The organism is Leifsonia sp. HAY1-4F (genome assembly GCF_056755275.1).
Genome location: NZ_JBNDHX010000071.1, coordinates 1 through 19,676 on the forward strand (window position 1 = coordinate 1; position 19,676 = coordinate 19,676).

The 19,676-nt window shown below is 69.5% G+C and carries 17 protein-coding genes; 13 read left to right on the top strand and 4 right to left on the bottom strand.

Going from position 1 to position 19,676, the window contains the following annotated elements; all coding sequences use genetic code 11:
* Nucleotides 1-65: 65 nt before the first annotated feature.
* Complete coding sequence (locus tag ACPYOG_RS13445) at nt 66-1,895, bottom strand: AMP-dependent synthetase/ligase (RefSeq protein WP_481294696.1); 1,830 nt, start codon at nt 1,893-1,895, stop codon at nt 66-68.
* 154 nt (nt 1,896-2,049) lie between these two features.
* Here ACPYOG_RS13445 and ACPYOG_RS13450 point away from each other — a divergent pair, with 154 nt between their 5' ends.
* From ACPYOG_RS13450 to ACPYOG_RS13460, 3 genes are all read left to right on the top strand, one after another.
* Entirely contained in the window at nt 2,050-3,000 is a 951-nt protein-coding gene (locus ACPYOG_RS13450; protein ID WP_481294710.1) for an ROK family glucokinase, read from the top strand.
* Nucleotides 3,001-3,028: 28 nt separating this feature from the next.
* Entirely contained in the window at nt 3,029-3,718 is a 690-nt protein-coding gene (locus tag ACPYOG_RS13455; protein ID WP_481294697.1) for a lysophospholipid acyltransferase family protein, read from the top strand.
* A 144-nt stretch (nt 3,719-3,862) separates the two neighbouring features.
* The gene (locus tag ACPYOG_RS13460) at nt 3,863-5,191 is read left to right on the top strand and encodes a class II 3-deoxy-7-phosphoheptulonate synthase (RefSeq protein WP_481294711.1); all 1,329 of its coding nucleotides are present in this window, start codon (nt 3,863-3,865) and stop codon (nt 5,189-5,191) included.
* A gap of 141 nt (nt 5,192-5,332) precedes the next feature.
* Here the strand turns inward: ACPYOG_RS13460 and pknB are convergent, their stop codons facing one another.
* Together pknB and ACPYOG_RS13470 are read right to left on the bottom strand one after the other, a co-directional pair.
* Nucleotides 5,333-7,234, bottom strand: coding sequence for a Stk1 family PASTA domain-containing Ser/Thr kinase (gene pknB, locus ACPYOG_RS13465; protein WP_481294698.1), 1,902 nt, complete (start codon nt 7,232-7,234; stop codon nt 5,333-5,335).
* Nucleotides 7,235-7,320: 86 nt separating this feature from the next.
* Nucleotides 7,321-8,469: a LysM peptidoglycan-binding domain-containing protein gene (locus ACPYOG_RS13470; RefSeq protein ID WP_481294699.1), complete on the bottom strand. Its 1,149-nt coding sequence runs from the start codon at nt 8,467-8,469 to the stop codon at nt 7,321-7,323.
* 152 nt (nt 8,470-8,621) lie between these two features.
* Here ACPYOG_RS13470 and ACPYOG_RS13475 point away from each other — a divergent pair, with 152 nt between their 5' ends.
* Nucleotides 8,622-8,963 (top strand): Rv2175c family DNA-binding protein, encoded by a 342-nt coding sequence (locus ACPYOG_RS13475; protein WP_090038667.1) that lies wholly within the window; start codon nt 8,622-8,624, stop codon nt 8,961-8,963.
* 43 nt (nt 8,964-9,006) lie between these two features.
* Here the strand turns inward: ACPYOG_RS13475 and ACPYOG_RS13480 are convergent, their stop codons facing one another.
* Nucleotides 9,007-10,137, bottom strand: a complete 1,131-nt coding sequence (locus ACPYOG_RS13480; protein WP_481294700.1) for a polyprenyl synthetase family protein — start codon at nt 10,135-10,137, stop codon at nt 9,007-9,009.
* Between the two features lie 79 nt (nt 10,138-10,216).
* Between ACPYOG_RS13480 and ACPYOG_RS13485 the strand changes: the two genes are divergently transcribed.
* From ACPYOG_RS13485 to ACPYOG_RS13525, 9 genes are all read left to right on the top strand, one after another.
* Nucleotides 10,217-10,600: a DUF3040 domain-containing protein gene (locus ACPYOG_RS13485; protein ID WP_481294701.1), complete on the top strand. Its 384-nt coding sequence runs from the start codon at nt 10,217-10,219 to the stop codon at nt 10,598-10,600.
* Between the two features lie 240 nt (nt 10,601-10,840).
* A complete protein-coding gene (gene mraZ / locus ACPYOG_RS13490) occupies nt 10,841-11,272 on the top strand; it encodes a division/cell wall cluster transcriptional repressor MraZ (RefSeq protein WP_481294702.1) in 432 nt (143 codons plus the stop codon).
* A gap of 115 nt (nt 11,273-11,387) precedes the next feature.
* Nucleotides 11,388-12,380: a 16S rRNA (cytosine(1402)-N(4))-methyltransferase RsmH gene (rsmH, locus tag ACPYOG_RS13495; protein ID WP_481294703.1), complete on the top strand. Its 993-nt coding sequence runs from the start codon at nt 11,388-11,390 to the stop codon at nt 12,378-12,380.
* Between the two features lie 10 nt (nt 12,381-12,390).
* The gene (gene ftsL, locus ACPYOG_RS13500) at nt 12,391-13,041 is read left to right on the top strand and encodes a cell division protein FtsL (protein ID WP_481294704.1); all 651 of its coding nucleotides are present in this window, start codon (nt 12,391-12,393) and stop codon (nt 13,039-13,041) included.
* 19 nt (nt 13,042-13,060) lie between these two features.
* Nucleotides 13,061-14,803, top strand: a complete 1,743-nt coding sequence (locus tag ACPYOG_RS13505) for a peptidoglycan D,D-transpeptidase FtsI family protein (RefSeq protein ID WP_481294705.1) — start codon at nt 13,061-13,063, stop codon at nt 14,801-14,803.
* Nucleotides 14,804-14,830: 27 nt separating this feature from the next.
* Nucleotides 14,831-16,375 carry a Mur ligase family protein gene (locus ACPYOG_RS13510; protein ID WP_481294706.1) on the top strand — a complete coding sequence of 515 codons (1,545 nt, stop codon included), beginning with the start codon at nt 14,831-14,833 and terminating at the stop codon, nt 16,373-16,375.
* Nucleotides 16,376-17,785 carry a UDP-N-acetylmuramoyl-tripeptide--D-alanyl-D-alanine ligase gene (locus tag ACPYOG_RS13515; protein WP_481294707.1) on the top strand — a complete coding sequence of 470 codons (1,410 nt, stop codon included), beginning with the start codon at nt 16,376-16,378 and terminating at the stop codon, nt 17,783-17,785.
* Nucleotides 17,782-18,897, top strand: coding sequence for a phospho-N-acetylmuramoyl-pentapeptide-transferase (gene mraY / locus ACPYOG_RS13520; protein WP_481294708.1), 1,116 nt, complete (start codon nt 17,782-17,784; stop codon nt 18,895-18,897). Before ACPYOG_RS13515 ends, mraY begins: the two co-directional genes overlap by 4 nt.
* Nucleotides 18,894-19,676: Mur ligase family protein (locus tag ACPYOG_RS13525; RefSeq protein ID WP_481294709.1), on the top strand; the 783-nt coding region annotated here is incomplete at its 3' end. The genes mraY and ACPYOG_RS13525, both read left to right, overlap by 4 nt.

A 19,676-nucleotide genomic window follows, 5' to 3' on the forward strand; every position in this document is an offset into this window, starting at 1 on the left:
TCCGTCGTCGGCAGCGTCAGATGTGTATAAGAGACAGGGGGAAGGAAGAGGGGGCGACACCGGCGTCAGTGCGCCAGCGAGATGCCCTGCGTGCTGGGGTTGCCGCTGTAGATGCCGTCGATGACGTCGGCGAAGTCGGCGAGGATGACGTTGCGCTTGATGCTCAGCTTGGGCGTCAGGTGGCCGCTCGCCTCGCTCAGCTCCGTCGCCAGCACCACGAACTTCCGGATGCTCTCGGCCCGCGACACCCCGGCGTTCGCGTGGTCGACGGCGCGCTGGATCTCGGCGTTGACCGCCGGGTTCACGGACGCCTCGGCGAGGGTCATGTCCTTGTCCTCGCCGTTGTTCGCGAGCCACGTGGGCAGCATCTCGGTGTCGAGCGTGACCAGGGCGGAGATGAACGGCTTCTGGTCGCCGACGACGATCACCTGGCCGACCAGCGGATTGGCGCGGATGGGATCCTCCAGCGCCGCCGGGGAGACGTTCTTCCCGCCGGCGGTGACGATGATCTCCTTCTTCCGGCCGGTGATGCTGAGGAAGCCGTTCTCGTCGAAGGACCCGATGTCCCCGGTCCGGAACCAGCCGTCCTCGAACGCGGCGGCCGTCGCCTCGGGATTCTTCCAGTACTCCTTGAAGACGTTGATGCCGCGCACCTGGATCTCGCCGTCGTCCGCGATGCGAAGGTCGACCCCCGGGAGCGCAGGTCCTACGGTGCCGATCTTGAAGGTGGCCGGCCGGTTGACGGTCGCGGGAGCGGTGGTCTCGGTCAGCCCGTACCCCTCGAGCACCTTGATCCCGAGGCTGTGGAAGAAGTGACCGAGGTGCGACCCGAGCGGAGCCGACCCGGACACCGCGTACCGCACCCGGCCGCCCATCGCGGCACGCAGTTTCGAGTAGACGAGCCGGTCGTACAGGGCGAACTTGAGTTTGAGCCCGAACGGCACCGAGCCGGCCTCGACCGCCTTCGAGTGCTCCACGGCGACCTCGGCCGCGGCGCGGAAGATGCGACCGCGGCCGGCGGACTCCGCCTTCTGCTCCGCCGAGTTGTAGACCTTCTCGAACACGCGCGGCACGGCCAGCAGGAACGTCGGCTTGAAGCTGGCCAGCGCGGGCAGCAGCTGCTTGGTGTCGGCCTGGTGCCCGACCTTGACGCCTCCGGTGATGCACAGCACGGCGATGAACCGCGCGAAGATGTGCGCGGTCGTGATGAAGAGCAGAGTGGATGCTCCGCCCGGCTGCTGCACGACCTCCGTCAGGGCTTCGGCCGAGTTGCGGCAGAGCTCCACGAAGTTGGAGTGGGTGAGGACGCATCCCTTGGGACGTCCGGTCGAGCCCGACGTGTAGATGAGGGTGCCGATGTCGGAGCCCTTCGCGATGCGGCGACGGCGCTCGATCTCCTCGTCCGGCACGCCGGCGCCGGCGGCGGCCAGCTTGTCCAGATCGCCGAGGTGCAGCTGCCAGATCGTGCCGATGAGCGGGAGCTCGGGATGGACCTCGTCGAACCGGGCGTGCATCTCCGCCGTCTCGAGGAAGACCGCGATCGCCCCCGAGTCGGCCATGTTCCACTGGATCTGCGTGGGGGAGGACGTCTCGTAGATCGGCACGAGCACCGCGCCTGCGAACCAGGTGGCGAAGTCGATGAGGGACCATTCGTAGCGGGTCTTCGACATCAGCCCGATCTTGTCGCCCGGCTGGATCCCCGCGGCCACCAGTCCCTTCGCCAGGGCGATCACCTGGCTGTAGAACTCGGCGGCGGTCACGTCCTTCCAGCCGTCCCCGTCGGGCAGGCTGAACAGCGGCTGATCCGGGGTCTGCGCCACGCGGTCGACGAGCAGGTCGGTCGCGTTGGCCTCCGGGTCGGCGGGGACGAGTACGGGTGTGTCGATCTGATTCACGGTAGCTCCCTCGATACCGGCGGACGGGCGTTCGGCCGAATGGCTTCGCCCGATTCGGTTGATTACACTCTAGATGGTCCTGCCGGGCGCGCTCGGGTGCTCCCTGACGGCCGAGACCGCCCCTCACGCCACCCCCCAGCCCGGAAGGCCACACGTGCACGCGATCGGCATCGACATCGGCGGGACCAAGATCGCAGGAGCCGTCGTCGACGAGCTCGGGACGATCGTGCGCGAGGACAGGGTGCCCACAGATGCCACCCGTCCGGAGGAGATCGAGAACGCGGTCGTCGCGATGATCGAGCGGCTCTCCGACGGCCCGGAGGAGATCGCCGGAGCGGGTGTGGCGGCCGCCGGCTTCATCGACGCCGCCCAGTCCACGGTGTACTACGCCCCGAACATCAACTGGCGCCACGAGCCTTTCCGCGAGAAGCTCGAGGAGCGGCTGGAGATCCCGGTCATCATCGAGAACGACGCGAACGCTGCGGGCTGGGCCGAGTTCCGGTACGGCGCGGGACGCCTCGTCTCCGATATGGCCGTCCTGACGATCGGGACGGGCGTCGGCGGCGCGATCGTCAGCAACGACCGGCTGTTCCGCGGCGGCTTCGGTGCCGGAGCCGAGATCGGCCACATGCGCGTAGTCCCGGGCGGGCTGCCCTGTGGATGCGGTGCCCACGGCTGCATCGAGCAGTACGGATCGGGACGCGCGCTGCAGCGCATGGCGAACGAGCTCGCCGATGCGGGCGGCATCGGCCAGGGCCTCGCCGATGTGCGTTCCCGGACCGGCGTCCTGAGCGGAGCCGACATCAGCGCGCTGATCTCCGCCGGCGACCCCGGCGCGCTCGCCGCACTGCGCCAGCTCGGCGACTGGCTCGGCCAGGCCTGCGCGAGCCTCGGCGCCATCCTCGACCCGCAGCTCTTCGTCTTCGGCGGCGGGGTCGCGCAGGCGGGGGAGCTGCTGCTCGAGCCGATCCGCCTGGCGTACCTCGAGAACCTCCCGGCGCGCGGCTTCCACCCGGAGCCGGAGTTCACGATCGCGGAGCTGGTGAACGACGCAGGGGTCGTCGGCGCCGCGGACCTCGCGCGACTGCACGCTTCCTCGCTCTAGGCGACCGGCCGGGATAGGCTTCGATTCGATGTTCTACTGGCTGATGAAGTACGTGATCGCGGGGCCGATCCTGCGCGGGATCTTCCGGCCGTGGGTCATCGGGCTCGAGAACGTCCCCGCCGAAGGCGCCGTCATCCTCGCCAGCAACCACCTGTCGTTCATCGACTCCATCTTCCTGCCGATCGTCGTCGACCGGCACGTGTCGTTCCTCGCGAAGAGCGACTACTTCACCCGCCGCGGGCTGAAGGGATGGGCGACCCGGGCGTTCATGAACGCGACCGGCCAGCTGCCGATCGACCGGTCCGGCGGCAAGGCCTCTGAGGCCTCCCTCAACACCGGCCTGGCGGTGCTCGCGCGCGGCGAGATGCTCGGCATCTACCCGGAGGGCACCCGCAGTCCCGACGGCAAGCTGTACCGCGGCCGGACCGGCGTTGCACGGATGATCCTGGAGGCCGGCGTCCCGGTGGTGCCGGTGGCGATGGTGGACACGGCCCAGATCATGCCGATCGGCACGCGGCTGCCGAAGATCGGCCGCATCGGCATCATCCTCGGGGAGCCGCTCGACTTCTCCCGGTTCGACGGGATGGAGGGCGACCGCTTCATCCTGCGCTCGGTCACCGACGAGATCATGTACGAGCTGCAGCGCCTCGGCGAGCAGGAGTACGTGGATGTGTACGCCAGCACGGTCAAGGAGAAGCGCGCGACGCTGTCACGGTAGGACCTCTGCGGCGGCGGCAGGTCCCAGGCGCGATAGGCTCGGTATCCACCCCATCCACCGATCGATGCGAGCCATCGGTCCAGCAGAGCGAGCGGAAGACCAGTGCTACAGACCACAGAGCCCGTCGTGCGACCAGACGAGTCCGTGATCGAGGGCCTGGAGTATTGGCGGACGCTCCCGATCAAGCAGCAGCCGCACTGGCCGGACGCCGAGGCGGCGGCCGCAGCCTCCGCCGAGATCGCGACCCTCCCGCCGCTGGTTTTCGCCGGCGAGGTGGACCAGCTGCGCGAGCGGCTGGCGCGAGCCGCCGAGGGCCGGGCGTTCCTGCTGCAGGGCGGCGACTGCGCCGAGACCTTCGCCGGGGCGACGGCGGACCAGATCCGCAACCGCGTCAAGACGGTGCTGCAGATGGCGGTCGTGCTCACGTACGGCGCCTCCGTCCCGGTCATCAAGATGGGCCGGATGGCGGGACAGTTCGCCAAGCCGCGCTCCAGCGACACCGAGACGCGCAACGGCGTGACCCTGCCGGCGTACCGCGGCGACATCGTCAACGGCTACGACTTCACGCCGGAGTCGCGGCAGGCCGATCCGCGCCGCCTGGTGCAGGGGTACCACACCGCCGCATCCACGCTGAATCTGATCCGGGCCTTCACCCAGGGCGGGTTCGCGGATCTGCGGCAGGTGCACAGCTGGAACCGCGGTTTCGCGGCCAACCCGGCCAACCAGCGCTACGAAGGCCTCGCCCGCGAGATCGACCGCGCCATCAAGTTCATGGAGGCGGCCGGCGCCGACTTCGACGAGCTGAAGCGGGTGGAGTTCTACTCCAGCCACGAGGCGCTGCTGATGGACTACGAGCGGCCGATGACGCGGATCGACTCGCGCACCGGCACGCCGTACAACACCTCGGCGCACTTCGTGTGGATCGGCGAGCGGACCCGAGAGCTCGACGGCGCCCACGTCGACTTCCTGTCGCGCGTGCGCAACCCGCTCGGTGTGAAGCTCGGTCCCACCACTTCTCGCGACGACATGCTGCGCCTGATCGACAAGCTCGACCCCGAGCGGGAGCCCGGCCGGCTGACGTTCATCACGCGCATGGGCGCCGGCAAGATCCGGGATGCGCTGCCGCCGCTTCTGGAGGCGATCAAGAAGACGGACGCGCTTCCCCTGTGGGTGACGGACCCGATGCACGGCAATGGCCTCACCACGCCGACCGGCTACAAGACGCGTCGTTTCGACGACGTCGTGGATGAGGTCAAGGGCTTCTTCGAGGCGCACCGCGCGGTCGGCACGAACCCGGGCGGCATCCACGTGGAGCTCACCGGTGACGATGTCACCGAGTGCCTGGGCGGATCCGAGCACATCGACGAGGCCACCCTGGCGACGCGGTACGAGTCGCTGTGCGACCCGCGGCTCAACCACATGCAGTCGCTCGAGCTGGCCTTCCTGGTCGCCGAGGAGCTGTCGCAGGGCTGACCGCCGCCTCACCGCCGCGTCTCACCGCCGCAAACGGAGGAGGGTAGCTGCCAACCGGCGGCTACCCTCCTCCGTTTCCTGCGTTCAAGGCCGATCGGGCGCAGAACTCCTCCCTTTCCGGCGCCGGACGGAGGGGTGCCGCTAGAAGCCGGCGAAGTTCACCGTGATCGTGGACCCCTTGGCCTGCTGCGTGCCGGCGCCGGGGGAGATCTTCGAGACGACGAACGCCGGGGGCGCGACGTCGGCGATGGGGCTGTACTTGAGCTGGAAGCCCGCATCCGTGAGCGCCTTCTTCGCGACATCCCACGTCTTGCCGACGACATCCGGCACGGTGACCGGCTCCGGACCCTTCGACGTCTCCAGCAGCAGCGTGTCGCCGGGGCGCACGGGCTGGTGCTGCGGCTGTGCCGCGATGACGTCGCCTTCGGGGATCGTGTCGCTGTAGCTCTGCGGCCCCGCGGACGTGAGCAGCTGCACCTTGCTGAGGATCGCCGACGCGTCCGCGACCGATTTGCCCGAGACATCCGGGATGGAGCCCGCCGAGACGATGAGGTTGACCGCCGCGGCCTCGAAATACGGCCCGCCGCCCGAGATGTCCGCATTGTTGTCGGCGCGCGTCGCGGAGAGCACCGTGTTCGCGGGCACCTTCGCGTCGAACTGCTGCGCGACCGTGCCGACCTTTGCGCCGACGCCCGTGATGGCGCTCTTCGCCGCATCCACCGTCTGGCCGGCGAGTGCCGGGATCGTGATGGGCTTCGGCCCCTGCGAGATCCGCAGCGTCACGGTGCTGCCGCGCCCGGCCGGTATTCCGGCCCGCGGATCGGTGCTCGACACCATCCCCGTGGCCACCGTCGTGCTGTACTCCTGGGCCTGTGCCGTCTTGAAGCCGAGCTTCTGCAGCTGGGTGGTCGCGGCGGCCGGTGCGGAGTTGACGACGTCCGGGACGGTGACGAGCGACCCGGGTCCTGCGCCGAAGTACCAGCCGGTCCCGGCGGCCGCGCCGGCGAGCAGAAGCACCAGGGCGAACAGCCACCAGCCCTTGCGGCGGCGCTTCTCGGCCGCCGCCGACAGGGTGGCGGTCGCGGCGGGAGTGCTGGAGGCGACCTGCTGACGGATGGCCGGGTTGATGATCTGCGTGTCGCCCGCGTCGAGGTCGAGGGCCGGTGGCAGCACCATGGTCGGCTGCAGGACGGCCTCGCCGCGCAGTGACTTCTCGGCCTCGAGCAGCCGGTCGAGCATCTCGCGCGCGTCGCGCGGGCGGCGGTCCGGATCCTTCTCTGTCGCCCACAGGACGAGCTCGTCGAGTTCGGCCGGCACCGCCGGATTCTTGCTGCTGGGGGCCGGGACCGCGTCGTTGGCGTGCTGATAGGCGATCTGCATCGGCTGCTCGCCGAGGAACGGCTGCTGGCCGGTCAGCATCTCGTACATCATGATCCCGAGCGCGTAGATGTCGCTGCGGGCATCCGCGACGCCGCGGGTGACGAGCTCGGGGGAGAGGTACGCGATGGTCCCGAGGAGCGCCTGCCCCGTCGCGGTGTTGGCACTGGCTGCGCGGGCGAGCCCGAAATCGCCGATCTTGATGCGGCCGTCGTCGGCGAGCAGCACGTTCTCGGGCTTGAGGTCGCGGTGGACGATGCCGGCCTTGTGCGCGGCGGCGAGGCCGGAGAGCACCGCCTCCATGATGTCGATCGTCTGCTCGGGAGTGAGCTTGCCGTAGTCCTTCAGCAAGTCGCGCAGGGTGATCCCTGGCAGGTACTCCATGACGAGGTACGCCATGTCGGAGTCCTGGCCCTGGTCGAAGACATTGACGACGTTGGGATGGGCAAGGCGCGCGGCGGAGCGGGCCTCCTGCACGAAGCGGCTCTTGAAGGTGGAGTCGTCGGCCAGGTGGCCGTGCATGATCTTGATCGCGACCCGGCGCTCGAGGCGCAGGTCGGTGGCCAGGTAGACCGTCGCCATGCCTCCGCGGGCGATCCGCGAGCGCACCTGATACCGGCCGTCGATGAGACGTCCGATCATCGGGTCGGTCTGGCTCGTGGTCACGGATCGAGTCTAGGGAACGAGGGATGCGCGAACCCTGCAAAACACCGGTGGAGGCCGCTGCTGTGACCCGGCTGTGACATTTGCGCTCAGCCGAGCTGGGCGAGCCACGCCCGGGCGGATGTCTCCCACTTGGCGTAAGCGTCGGGGAACGCGGACAGCTGCACGGCCTGGGCCGCCTGCGTGACGCTCATGCTCGTCCATCCCGGGATGTCGAGGAGCCCGCGGGTCTTGCCCTTGTTGGGGTTCGCAGCCCCTCCGTAGAAGGCGAGGGTGGCGCGGGTGGGGTCGAGCACCTGCTCGGGAGTTCCCCATCCGGTGCTCGGGCGCTGCTGGAACAGGCCGAGCGAATCGCGGTCACCATAGCGGACATTGCGGAGGCCGGATTCCTGGGCCGCCGCAGCGAGGGCGATCACGATCCCCGAATCCGGGACGCCCCGCTGGCGGCCGATGCGGATGATGAGCTGGGCGTTGCCGCGCATCTCGTCGGTGAGGGCGACGACGTGGCCGGAAGACGCGATCGGCAGGGGTGCGGGAGCCGCGACGGGCGCCGGAGCGGCCACGGGTGCGGCGGCGACGGGCGTCACTGCGGGGGTGTCGAGGGCGGCCGTGGTCATGCCCGGGATGCGGACCTTCTGGCCGGGGAAGATCAGGCTGGATGCGCTCAGGCCGTTGGCGGCGAGGACCGCGCGGGTGGAGACGCCGAACCGGCCGGCGATCCCGCTGACGGTGTCGCCGCGGACGACGGTGTACGTGGTGGTCGCAGGGGGAGCGGGTGCTGCGGGAGCGGGTACTGCGGGAGCGGGCGCTGCCGGAGCGGGTGCTGCGGGAGCAGGCGCGGCATGTACGGGGCCGGCGAGGGCCAGCACCTGCCCGGGGAAGATGAGGCTCTTCCAGCTGAGCCCGTTGAGCGCGAGCACAGCCGCGGTCGACAGGCCGAACCGGGCGGCGATGCCCGAGACCGTGTCGCCCGACCGGACGCGGTATGTGGATGGCGCGGCCGCGACGCTGGTGCTCGCCGCGGAGGTCTGCGCCGGCCCGGCGATCGTGCTGGTCACCGTGGCCCGCTCGAGCGGCGTGACCTCGCCGGTGTCTCCGTCGTGGCCCGACGCGTGGTCTTCGCGCGGCGCGGCCTGGGCCGGCGTGACGAGATTGAGGGTGACCGCGAGCGAGCTCGCCACGGCGATCGGGACGGTTCCCAGGATGCTGCGGACCTTGCCGGTATCTGCCAGAGCCATGGTGACCCCCCTTTTCGAGTGACACGACGACACCCCACGCTGGCACAGAAGGCAAGAGGAGTCAACGGAAGTGGCTGATGTGACAGCAGTTTACCTGATCGTAACAATCGGGATGGCGTTCGCTCCCCCCGATCTCATGGCACGCTGGAGGGGTGAGCGAGAACGTCCAGACCACCGAGTGGTTGACCGTCCCCGACCTCGTCGAGCAGTTGGGCCTGAGCGTGAGCCGGGTCCGCCGGCTCATCGAGGACCGTCACCTCGGCGCCAAGCGCGTCGACGGCATCCTGAAAGTCCCGGCGTCCTTCCTGAAGGACGGAGAGCCGCTGAGCGAACTGCACGGCACCCTGATCGTCCTAGCGGATGACGGCTTCAGCGACGACGAGGCCGTCGACTGGCTTCTCGCCGAGGAGGAGAGCCTCGGCACCTCGCCGATCGAGGCGCTCCGTGCCGGTCGCAAGGCGGAGGTCCGCCGGGTCGCGCAGGCGCTCGCCTAGGCTGCCGTCCTCAGGCGAGCAGGCCGGTCAGAAGAGCAGGCGGTCAGGCGGTACGCCGCGTGACCGTGACCGCGAGGTCGCGGAGCTGCGCGCGGGCGGCCACGCCGAGCGGTGCCGCATCGAGCGCGGCGATCGCGCGCGCGACGTTGTCCGCGATCATCTTCTCGACCGTCTCCACCGCGCCCGACTCCCGGATGGTCAGCTGCATGGTCCGGATCTGCTCCGGGGTGAGGTCGGGGTCGCCGAGCAGCTCGTCGAGGGCGGCACGTGCACCCGAGGGGATGGCCTGCCGGGTGAGCGCGATCAGCACCGTCCGCTTCCCCTCGCGGAGATCGTCCCCACTCGGCTTGCCGGTCACGTCCGCATCGCCGAAGACGCCGAGGAGGTCGTCCCGCAGCTGGTACGCGATGCCGAGCGGGAGCCCGAACGCGCGCAGCGCCTCGTGCTGGCCTACGGTGGCTCCGGCGAGGCTCCCTCCGATGAGCAACGGCGACTCGATGGAGTATTTGGCCGACTTGTAGACGATCACCCGCTCCGCGCGCGCCAGCTGGTCGGCGTCCGGGCGGGCGGCCCAGCCGATCTCCTCGAAGATGTCGAGGTACTGGCCGGCGGTCACATCCAGCCGCATCCGGTTGAACTCGGCGCGGGCGGCGCGCCGGGCGGGTGCGCTGACGAGCTGGGTGAGGCCCTCGTCGAACAGTTCGTCGCTGAGGATGAGGAGCAGGTCGCCGAGCAGCGTGGCAGCTCCGGTGCCGAAGGTCGCGCCCGATCCGCCCCAGCCCTCCCGGTCGTGGAGCCGCTCGAACCGCTTGTGCGCGGACGGCGCTCCGCGGCGGGTGTCGGAGTTGTCGATCAGGTCGTCGTGGACCAGTGCGGCAGCGTGGAACAGCTCGAGCGCGCTGGCGACCGAGACCACGGCATCCAGGGCGCCGCCGGCCGTGATCGCCCCCGGATCGGCGCCGTCCTCCTCGCCGCTTCCCGCGGTCCGGACGGCCTGCCAGCCCCAGAAGCAGAAAAGGGCCCGGAATCGCTTGCCGCCGCTGAGAAAATCCCTTGAGAAAGCCGCGACGGGAGAGAGCTCATCGGCGATGGAGACGAGAATAGAAGCAGGCGTATCGAAGAATCCATCGATTCTTGACTGGATGAGGTCGACGAACCGGATGCTTTCAGACACACGCCTAGCCTAGCCAGACCCGCAAGACTACAATCGGCTTCACTGAAGCCTCGAACCCGCGAGAAAGAGGGGGAATCGGATGCCGCTTTCGGAACACGAGCAGCGCCTCCTCGAAGAGATGGAGCGCAGTCTCTATCAGAATGACGCAGATTTCGTCGCAAAGGTCGGGGGCAAGCGGGCTCGGCCTGCCTACCGTTCGATCGTCCTCGGGATCCTGCTCGCCGTCGTCGGTGTGGCCGTCCTGGTCGCCGGCGTCTACTTCCAGCAGCCGGTCGTCGGCATCGTGGGCTTCGTGGTGATGTTCGCCGGGGTCCTCGTCGCCATCGCGCCGGGTAAGCGAGTGGCCGTCGAGCCGGGAACGGCGGAGCCGAAGGGCGCCAAGGCGCACGGGGCTCAGGCCGGCTTCATGGACCGCATGAACGACCGCTGGGACAAGCGCAACGAAGGCGGCGGAGAGGGCTAGCCCCTCCACCCCGCTCCACAGTTCTTCCATCGAAGGGCCGATCCACTGATCGGCCCCTTTTTCGTGCCCACCTTCCGTCTCGTGGGCTCCACTTTCCTCCACCCCGCACTTCCGCAGTATTCCGGGGTTTGACGCCCCCATTTCGGGGCAATACGGCCACAGTGCATGACTTTGTGGATGGAAGTGGAGTAAAGTGGAGCCACACCGCAACCTGGGCCGGGAGAGTGGGGGTGGCAGCCGATGTTCCTCGGTACGCACGCCCCAAAACTCGACGACAAGGGGCGCATCATCCTTCCGGCCAAGTTCCGGGACGAGCTCGCGTCCGGCCTCGTCCTCACCCGCGGCCAGGAGCACTGCGTCTACGTCTTCTCGCAGCGTGAGTTCGAAGCGCTGCACGAGAAGATCCGTCAGGCGCCGGTGACGAGCAAGCAGGCCCGCGACTACCTGCGCGTCTTCCTCTCGGGGGCGAGCGCCGAGGTCCCGGACAAGCAGAACCGGGTGACCATCCCGTCTGCGCTGCGCTCGTATGCAGGACTCGATCGCGACCTGGTCGTGATCGGCGCGGGAAGCCGCGCGGAGATCTGGGACGCACAGGCCTGGGAGACCTACCTGGCCGAGCAGGAGGCAGCATTCGCGAACACGGAGGAGGAGGTGATCCCGGGACTCTTCTGACCGCGCGTCCCTGACGCCCGACTCCCAGCCATACGCCCTGACGCCACTTCCCCGGTGTCAGGTCGGGATGGATGGGGATCCGGAATCAGGGGCACAGCGACCGTCCCGAACAGCCATGACAGACTCCACCGGAAACGACCGCATCCACACCCCCGTCCTCCTCGATCGCTGCATCGAGCTGCTCGGCCCCGCTCTGACGAAGCCCGGCGCTGTCTTCGTCGACGCCACCCTCGGGATGGGCGGTCACTCCGCCGGAGTCCTCGAACGCTTCCCGGAGGCCACGCTGGTCGGGCTCGACCGCGATCCCGAGGCGCTGGCGATCGCGGGGGAGCGCCTGCAGCGCTTCGGCGACCGTGTCCACCTCGTCCACACGGTCTACGACGGCATCCGGGAGGCGATCGAGGGGCTGGGCTTCCTCCAGATCGACGGCGTCCTCTTCGACCTCGGTGTCTCCTCGCTCCAGCTCGACCGGGTGGAGCGCGGCTTCTCGTACTCGAAGGATGCCCCGCTCGACATGCGGATGGACTCCACCAGCGAACTGACCGCCGCCACCGTGATCGCCGAGTACTCCGAGGCCGACCTCCGCCGGATCTTCCGCGAGTACGGGGAGGAGCGACTGGCCGGGCGATACGCCTCCCGCATCGTGGAGGCCCGTGACAAGCAGCCGCTGGAGCGGTCGGGCCAGCTCGTCGATCTGATCACCAAGGCCACCCCGGTGGCGGTCCAGCGGCAGGGCCACCCGGCGAAGCGGGTCTTCCAGGCGCTGCGGATCGAAGTCAACCAGGAGCTGTCCGTTCTGCAGCGGGCGATCCCCGCGGCGATCGACGCGCTCTCCGTCGGCGGCCGCATCGTCGTGGAGTCCTACCAGTCGCTGGAGGACCGCATCGTGAAGCGCGAACTCCAGGCCCGCTCCGTCTCGAGCGCCCCGGCCGGGCTTCCGGTCGAGCTGCCGGAGCACCGTCCGGAGCTGAAGCTGCTCATCCGCGGCGCGGAACTGGCCGACGAGGACGAGAAGGCCGCCAACCCCCGCGCGACATCGGTGCGGTTGCGCGCCGCCGAGCGGGTACGACCCGCGAACACCGCCGACACCACGACACGGATGAGATGAGGAGGGGCTCGTGAGCACCAACCTGGCAGAGGCGATCTCGCAGCCCACGCGCAAGCGTCCGGCGGCGCTGTGGCACGGCGGGGCCCTCCCGGCACCGGTGGAGGAGCCCAAGCGCACCCACCTCGAAGTGGTGTCCACCCGCTCCCAGCGGAGGGCCCGGCCGCGCGCTCTGTACGCGGCCGTCGCGGTCGGGATGCTGCTCACCGTCGTGGTGGCGCAGCTGCTCCTGAGCATCGGGATCTCGCAGGGCGCCTACCAGCTGAACACCCTGCAGTCGAAGCAGGCGCAGCTCCAGCGGTCGTACCAGGCCGTGTCGGAGGACCTCAACCGGGTGTCGTCCCCGCAGAACCTGGCCGCCAACGCCAACGCGCTCGGGATGGTCAGCAACAGCAGTCCCGCGTACCTGCGGCTCTCCGACGGGGCCGTGCTCGGCGCGCCGCTGCCGGCGGACGGCGCGGCCGGCACGGTGACGGGCACCCAGGGCAACCTGGTGCCCAACGCGCTTCTCGCGGGAGTCCCGCTGGTGACGCAGCCGAAGGCACCGGCGACGGCCCAGGGCGGGCAGCCTGTGAATTCCACAGGTCCGGGTGCCGCTACCCCGGCCGCCACCACTCCGCCCGTACCGTTGCAGGGAGCGTTGCCGACCCCGGTGACGCACTGACGACGGACGGGGCGCGCGCATGGTCGGCAAGAAGATGCTGCGGCGGCGGACCGCCGCGACGGTCCTCGCCGTCGCGGCGGCCGTCGGCATCCTCGGGGCCAAGCTCGTCGACATCCAAGTGATCCGGGCGGACGCCCTGCAGTCGGACTCGATGAAGGCCAAGGAGGTCTCGACCTCACTGCTGGGCAACCGCGGGGACATCGTCGACGCGAGCGGGTCCATCCTCGCCACCACCGTCTACACGTACGCGGCGGCGGCGTCGCCGAAGGACGCGATCGCCGGCGGGCGGGACAAACTGGTGAAAGCGGCGGCGGCGATCGGTGCGATCACCGGCCAGGGCGGCGACGCCGTCGTCGCACTGATCGACGGAGCGCTCAAGCAGAACCCGAAGTCGCAGTACGTCCTGATCAAATCCGGGATGGATGTCGGCACCTTCGACAAGCTCGACAAGCTGCCGTACCCGTGGCTGACGTTCACGAAGAAGCAGGCGAGGAGCTATCCGGACGGAGCGGTCGCCGGCAACCTCGTCGGCTTCCTGTCGGACGGCGGCAATGCGGGCCTGGAGGCGAGCGAGAACGGCTGCCTGGCCGGCGAGAACGGCGAGGAGACCTACCAGCGCGGTGCGGACGGCGTCGCCATCCCGGGCAGCACTGTGGTGCAGAAGGAGGCGAAGGACGGCGGCACGCTGAAGCTGACCATCGACAGCGACCTGCAGTGGTTCGCCGAGCAGACGCTGGCCCAGCAGGTGGGCGCGACCGGCTCGAAGTTCGGATTCGTCACCGTCGCGGAGGCGAAGACCGGCAAGATCAAGGCCATCGCGCAGTGGCCCGCGCTCGATCCCAACAACATCAACGGGACCGATCCGTCGTACTGGGGGCTCAAGCTGTTCAGCGACCCGTACGAGCCCGGATCGACCTTCAAGGCGCTGACCGCATCCATGCTCATCGACCAGGGCAAGGCGACGCCCGCGACCCAGGTTCTCGCCCCGTACGAGTGGAAGTCCGGCAACGGAGCGGACCTGCACGACTCCGGTTACCACGATCCTCTCCGGTTGACGCTCACGGGCGTCCTGATGATGTCCTCCAACACCGGCATGTCCCAGCTGGGCAGTCGCCTCGCCGACCAGACCCGCTACGACTATCTGAAGAAGTTCGGCATCGGCGAGTCCACCGGCCTGCCCTACCCCGGCCAGTCGGACGGCATCCTGCACCCGGTCAAGGACTGGGACGACCAGACCAAGTACGCGACGATGTTCGGTCAGGGCGTGTCGGCGACCCAGCTGCAGATGGTCGACGCGTACCAGGCGCTCGCGAACGGCGGCACCCGCATCCCGCTCTCGATGGTCGAGGGATGCCAGCACCCGGACGGCAGTGTGACCGACGTCCCGACCACGAAGCCGACCCAGGTGGTGTCGCCTCAAGCGGCTGCCACCACCCTCGGGATGATGGAGTCGGTGGTCACCTCGGGCGAGCTCAAGAAGCAGCTGCAGATCCCCGGTTACCGCGTCGCCGCGAAGACCGGAACGGCCCAGCAGCCGGACGGGAAGGGCGGCTATCTGCCCTCGTACTACGTGTCGGTGATGGGCGTCGCCCCGGTGGACGATCCGCAGTACGTCGTTTCGGTCAACCTCGGATACCCGACTACCATTACTTCGTCGGCAGCTGCCGCTCCGCTGTTCCACACGATCATGAGTCAGGTGCTGAAGACCTACCGGGTGAAGCCCTCCACGTCCAGCCCGGCCGACTATCCCCCATACTACTGAAGACACCGTCTACGGAAAGTGAGCCTCGTGACAGGACCGGCGCCCTCGTCCCTGCGCCCCGAGCATCCCGTCGCCCGCCCGCTCGCCCAGCTGGTCGCTGAGTTCGGGCTCGACGCCCGCGGCGACCTCGACGGTGTCGAGGTGACCGGTGCTGCCCTCGCGAGCTCCGTCGTCGAACCGGGCGACCTGTACATCGGGGTGCCGGGACGCAACGCGCACGGCGCCGCCTACGCGGCCTCCGCGGCCGAGGCGGGAGCGGTCGCCGTCCTCACCGACGAGGAGGGCGCGGAACTCGCCGCAGACTCCGGACTGCCGGTCATCGTCACGCCAGACCCCCGCGCGGCGCTCGGCGCCGTCTCCGCCTGGATCTACCGCACCGAGGAGAACTCGGCGACCCTCTTCGGCGTCACCGGCACCAACGGCAAGACCAGCGTCGTGTATCTGCTGAACGCCATCCTCGGCCAGCTCGGCGTGGTCTCCGGCCTCAGCTCGACCGCCGAGCGGCGCATCGGCGACACCGCCATCACGAGCAAGCTGACCACCCCGGAGGCGAGCGAGCTGCACGCCCTGCTGGCGCGAATGCGCGAGGAGGGCGTCCGCGCCGTCGCCGTCGAAGTGTCGGCGCAGGCGCTGAGCCGTCATCGCGTCGACGGGATCGTCTTCGACGTCGTCGGGTTCACCAACCTGAGCCACGATCACCTCGACGACTACACGGCGATGGACGACTACTTCGCCGCCAAGCTGGAGCTCTTCCAGCCCGACCGCGCACGTCGCGGCGTCGTCACCGTCGACTCCGACTGGGGGCGCCGGCTCGTGGAGCAGTCGCGCATCCCGGTCGCCACCCTCTCCACCTCGCCCGGGTCGGACGCCGAGTGGATGCTCACTGTGCTCGAGGAGACCATCACCCACACGGCCTTCGCACTGGAAGGCCCGGACGGCCGCCGGCTCGAGACGCGCATCCCGCTGCTCGGCGCCTACAACGCGGCGAACGCCGCCCTGGCCATCGTCATGCTGGTCGAGTCCGGCTACGACCTCGACGCGATCGGCGCAGCACTGGAGCGCGACGGCGGCATCGACGCGTACATCCCGGGTCGCGCCGAGCGCCTCTCGGGCGAGCGCGGTCCCGTGGTCTTCATCGACTACGGCCACAGCCCCGACGCCTTCCTCTCGACGCTGAGCGCGCTGCGCAAGGTGACGGAGGGACGCGTCGTCATGGTGTTCGGAGCCGACGGCGACCGCGACACCACCAAGCGGACGGACATGGGCGCGATCGCGGCCCGCGGCTCGGATGCGGTCGTCATCACCGACTTCCACCCCCGCTTCGAGGACCCGGCGAGCATCCGCACCGCCCTGCTCGAGGGGGCGCGCTCGGCCGTGCCCGACCTCGAGCTGTACGAGATCCCGGACCCGCGCGCGGCCTTCCGCACCGCGCTCTCGCTGGCCGGAGAAGGAGACGTCGTGCTGTACGCCGGCCCCGGCCACGAGGACTACCAGGAGGTCGCCGGACAGCGGCTGCCCTACTCCGCACGCGAGGACGTCCGCCTCGCGCTCCGAGAGGCGGGGTGGCTGTAGATGATCGCTCTCACGCTGGCCGAGGTCGCCGCGGCCACCCGCGGCACGCTGCTGCTCGACGGGACGGGCGCGACACCCGCGACGCAGGTCGCCGGTGAGTCGACGACGGATTCGCGCGAGGTCGTCCCCGGCTCGCTGTTCTTCGCCAAGCCGGGCGAGTTCACGGACGGCCACCTGTTCGCCCCGCAGGCGGCGGAGGCGGGCGCCGCGCTCGTCGTGGTCGACCATCCACTCGACCTGCCTGTCCCGCAGCTGCTGGTCGAGGACACGGTCGCGGCCCTCGGCGACCTCGCCACCGAGGTGATCGCCCGCGTGCGCTCGCTCGGGCGGCTGAAGATCGTCGGGATCACCGGCTCCAACGGGAAGACCACCACCAAGAACCTGCTGCGCGCTGTCCTGGAGCAGGTCGGGCCGACCATCGCGCCGCGCGCCTCGTTCAACAACGAGGTCGGCGCCCCGGTGACCATGCTGCAGGTGGACGAGGAGACGCAGTTCCTCGTCGCCGAGATGGGCGCGAGCGGCATCGGCGAGATCGCCCGCCTGGTGCGGATGGCGCGCCCGGACGTCGGCGTGGTGCTCAAGGTCGGGCTGGCGCACGCCGGCGAGTTCGGCGGCATCGAGAAGACCCTGCTCGCGAAGTCCGAGATGGTGACGGACCTCTTGGAGTCGGACGTCGCCGTGCTCAACATCGACGATGCGCGCGTGCGCACGATGGCGGACAAGACCGTCGCCCGCGTGCTGTGGTTCGGACTGGACGAGCGGGCCGACGTGCGCGCGACCGACGTGGTCTCCGACCGCCGCGGCACCTCGTTCACGCTCCACCTGCCGGACGGTCAGTCGCGTCCGGTCCGGTTCCAGGTGCTCGGCGAGCACCACGTGATGAACGCGCTGGCCGCCGCGGCCTCCGCGCACGTCCTCGACGTCGGCATCGATCTCATCGTCGCGGCGCTGCAGTCCGTCAAGACGGCGGAGCGCTGGCGGATGGAGGTGCTGGGCGGAAGCGCGGTGACCGTCATCAACGACGCCTACAACGCCAGCCCGGATTCGATGTCCGCTGCCCTCAGGACGCTCGCCCAGATCTCGGAGCCGCCCGGCCGGACGGTCGCGGTGCTCGGCGAGATGAGCGAGCTGGGCGAGTTCTCGGGCGAGGAGCACGACCGCGTCGGTCTGCTCGCCGTCCGCCTCGGCATCGACCAGCTGGTCGTCGTGGGGCCCGGCGCCCGGCGGATGCACCTCTCCGCGATCAAAGAGGGCTCGTGGGACGGCGAGTCGATCTTCTTCGACTCGCAGGACGCCGCCTTCGAGCACCTGGCGGGCGCGCTGCGCGCCGGGGACACGGTGCTCGTGAAGTCGTCGAACTCGGCGGGACTCCGGTTGCTGGGCGACCGACTGGGAGAATTCTTCTCGTGAAAGCCCTGCTGACCTCCGGTGCGCTGTCGATGGCGTTCACGCTGTTCCTGACGCCGCTCTTCATCCGGCTGTTCCGCCGCCTGCAGTGGGGGCAGTTCATCCGGGACGACGGCCCGCAGAGTCATCACGCCAAGCGCGGCACCGCGACGATGGGCGGCATCGTCGTCATCCTCGGTACGCTGTTCGGCTACTTCACCGCACTGCTGCTCACCGGGGATGAGACCAGCGTCTCTGCCCTGCTGGTGCTGCTGCTGATGGTGGGGCTCGGCGTGGTCGGCTTCGTCGACGACTTCCTCAAGACCCGACGGGAGCGGAGCCTCGGCCTCACCGGCTGGGCGAAGGTCGCCGGTCAGGTGATCGTGGCGAGCGTCTGGGCGTTCCTCGCCATCCGGTTCCCGAACGGCCACGACTACACGCCGGCGTCGATGAGCGTCTCGGTCATCCGCGACATCCCGGTCCTCGACTTCGGCTCGATCACGAAGTTCGGCGTCATCGGGGTCCTCGTCGGCTACGGCCTTTACCTCATCTGGATCAACTTCATCGTGGCGGCGACCTCGAACGGCGTCAACGTGACCGACGGACTGGACGGGCTCGCCTCGGGCGCGTCGATCCTCGCCGTCGGCGCGTACATCATCATCGGCTTCTGGCAGTCGATCCAGTCGTGCACGAGCGTGACCCTCAATCCCGAGAACGTCGCCAAGTGCTACGACGTGCGCGACCCGTTCGACCTGGCCGTCGTCGCGACGGCCATCGTCGGAGCCGTCGTCGGGTTCCTGTGGTGGAACACGTCGCCCGCCCAGATCTTCCTCGGCGACACCGGCTCCCTGGCCCTCGGCGGCGCCGTCGCGGCCCTCGCGATCCTGAGCCGCACGGAGCTCCTGCTCATCCTCATCGGCGGACTGTTCGTCATCGAGGCGGGCTCGGTGATCGTGCAGCGCGCGTACTTCAAGCTGACGCACGGCAAACGCATCTTCCTGATGAGTCCCATCCACCATCACTTCGAGCTCAAGGGATGGGCGGAGGTGACGGTCGTTGTGCGGTTCTGGATCATCGGCGGGCTGCTGGTGGCCGCGGGCGTCGGCTCCTTCTACCTGGAGTGGCTGGCGACATGACCGACTCGCGGGACCCCGGCACGCCCCCGGCAGACCGGACCGCCGAGCGGCTCGCGGGACTGACCAGCTGGCACGCCGACTGGAGCGGGCTGCGCGTGGCCGTCTACGGACTCGGCGTCACGGGATTCTCCGTCGCCGACACGCTCGCCGAACTGGGTGCCGACGTGCTCGTCGTTGCGGCGAAGGCGGACGAGGAGCGGCGGATGCTGCTCGAGGTCATCGGCGCCGAGCTCGTGGAGCAGGCCGATTTGAATGCTGCGCCCGAGCGACTGGTCGCGTTCGACCCGGATCTCGTCATCGCGTCCCCTGGATTCCAGTGGGACCACCCGCTGCTCGTCTGGGCCCAGAGCCGCGGCACCGCGGTCTGGGGGGACATCGAGCTCGCCTGGCGCCTGCGCGACAAGGTCGCCCGCCCGGACGGCGCCGACGGCCCGGCCGACTGGATCTGCGTCACGGGCACCAACGGCAAGACGACGACGGTGCAGCTGACCGCGACGATGATCCTCGCCGGCGACAACCGGGTCGCGCCGTGCGGCAACATCGGCGTCCCGGTGCTCGACGCCATCCGCGACCCGGAGGGCTTCGACGTGCTCGTCGTGGAACTCTCCAGCTACCAGCTGCACTGGGTGAACCGCAACGCCGGCGGCGAGCTCTCGCCGTTCTCGGCCGCGTGCCTCAACATCGCCGAGGACCACCTGGACTGGCATGGGTCGCTTGAGGCGTACATCGCAGCGAAGGCCAAGGTGTACGACAACACGCAGGTCGCCTGCGTCTACAAC

What these genes read in the sequence shown, in the direction of transcription:
- ACPYOG_RS13455 (WP_481294697.1), top strand. Translation starts at nt 3,029, where the DNA reads ATGTTCTACTGGCTGATGAAGTACGTGATCGCGGGGCCGATCCTGCGC.
- ACPYOG_RS13485 (WP_481294701.1), top strand. Translation starts at nt 10,217, where the DNA reads ATGCCGCTTTCGGAACACGAGCAGCGCCTCCTCGAAGAGATGGAGCGC.
- rsmH (WP_481294703.1), top strand. Translation starts at nt 11,388, where the DNA reads ATGACAGACTCCACCGGAAACGACCGCATCCACACCCCCGTCCTCCTC.
- ACPYOG_RS13470 (WP_481294699.1), bottom strand. Translation starts at nt 8,469, where the DNA reads ATGGCTCTGGCAGATACCGGCAAGGTCCGCAGCATCCTGGGAACCGTC.
- mraZ (WP_481294702.1), top strand. Translation starts at nt 10,841, where the DNA reads ATGTTCCTCGGTACGCACGCCCCAAAACTCGACGACAAGGGGCGCATC.
- ACPYOG_RS13515 (WP_481294707.1), top strand. Translation starts at nt 16,376, where the DNA reads ATGATCGCTCTCACGCTGGCCGAGGTCGCCGCGGCCACCCGCGGCACG.
- ACPYOG_RS13505 (WP_481294705.1), top strand. Translation starts at nt 13,061, where the DNA reads ATGGTCGGCAAGAAGATGCTGCGGCGGCGGACCGCCGCGACGGTCCTC.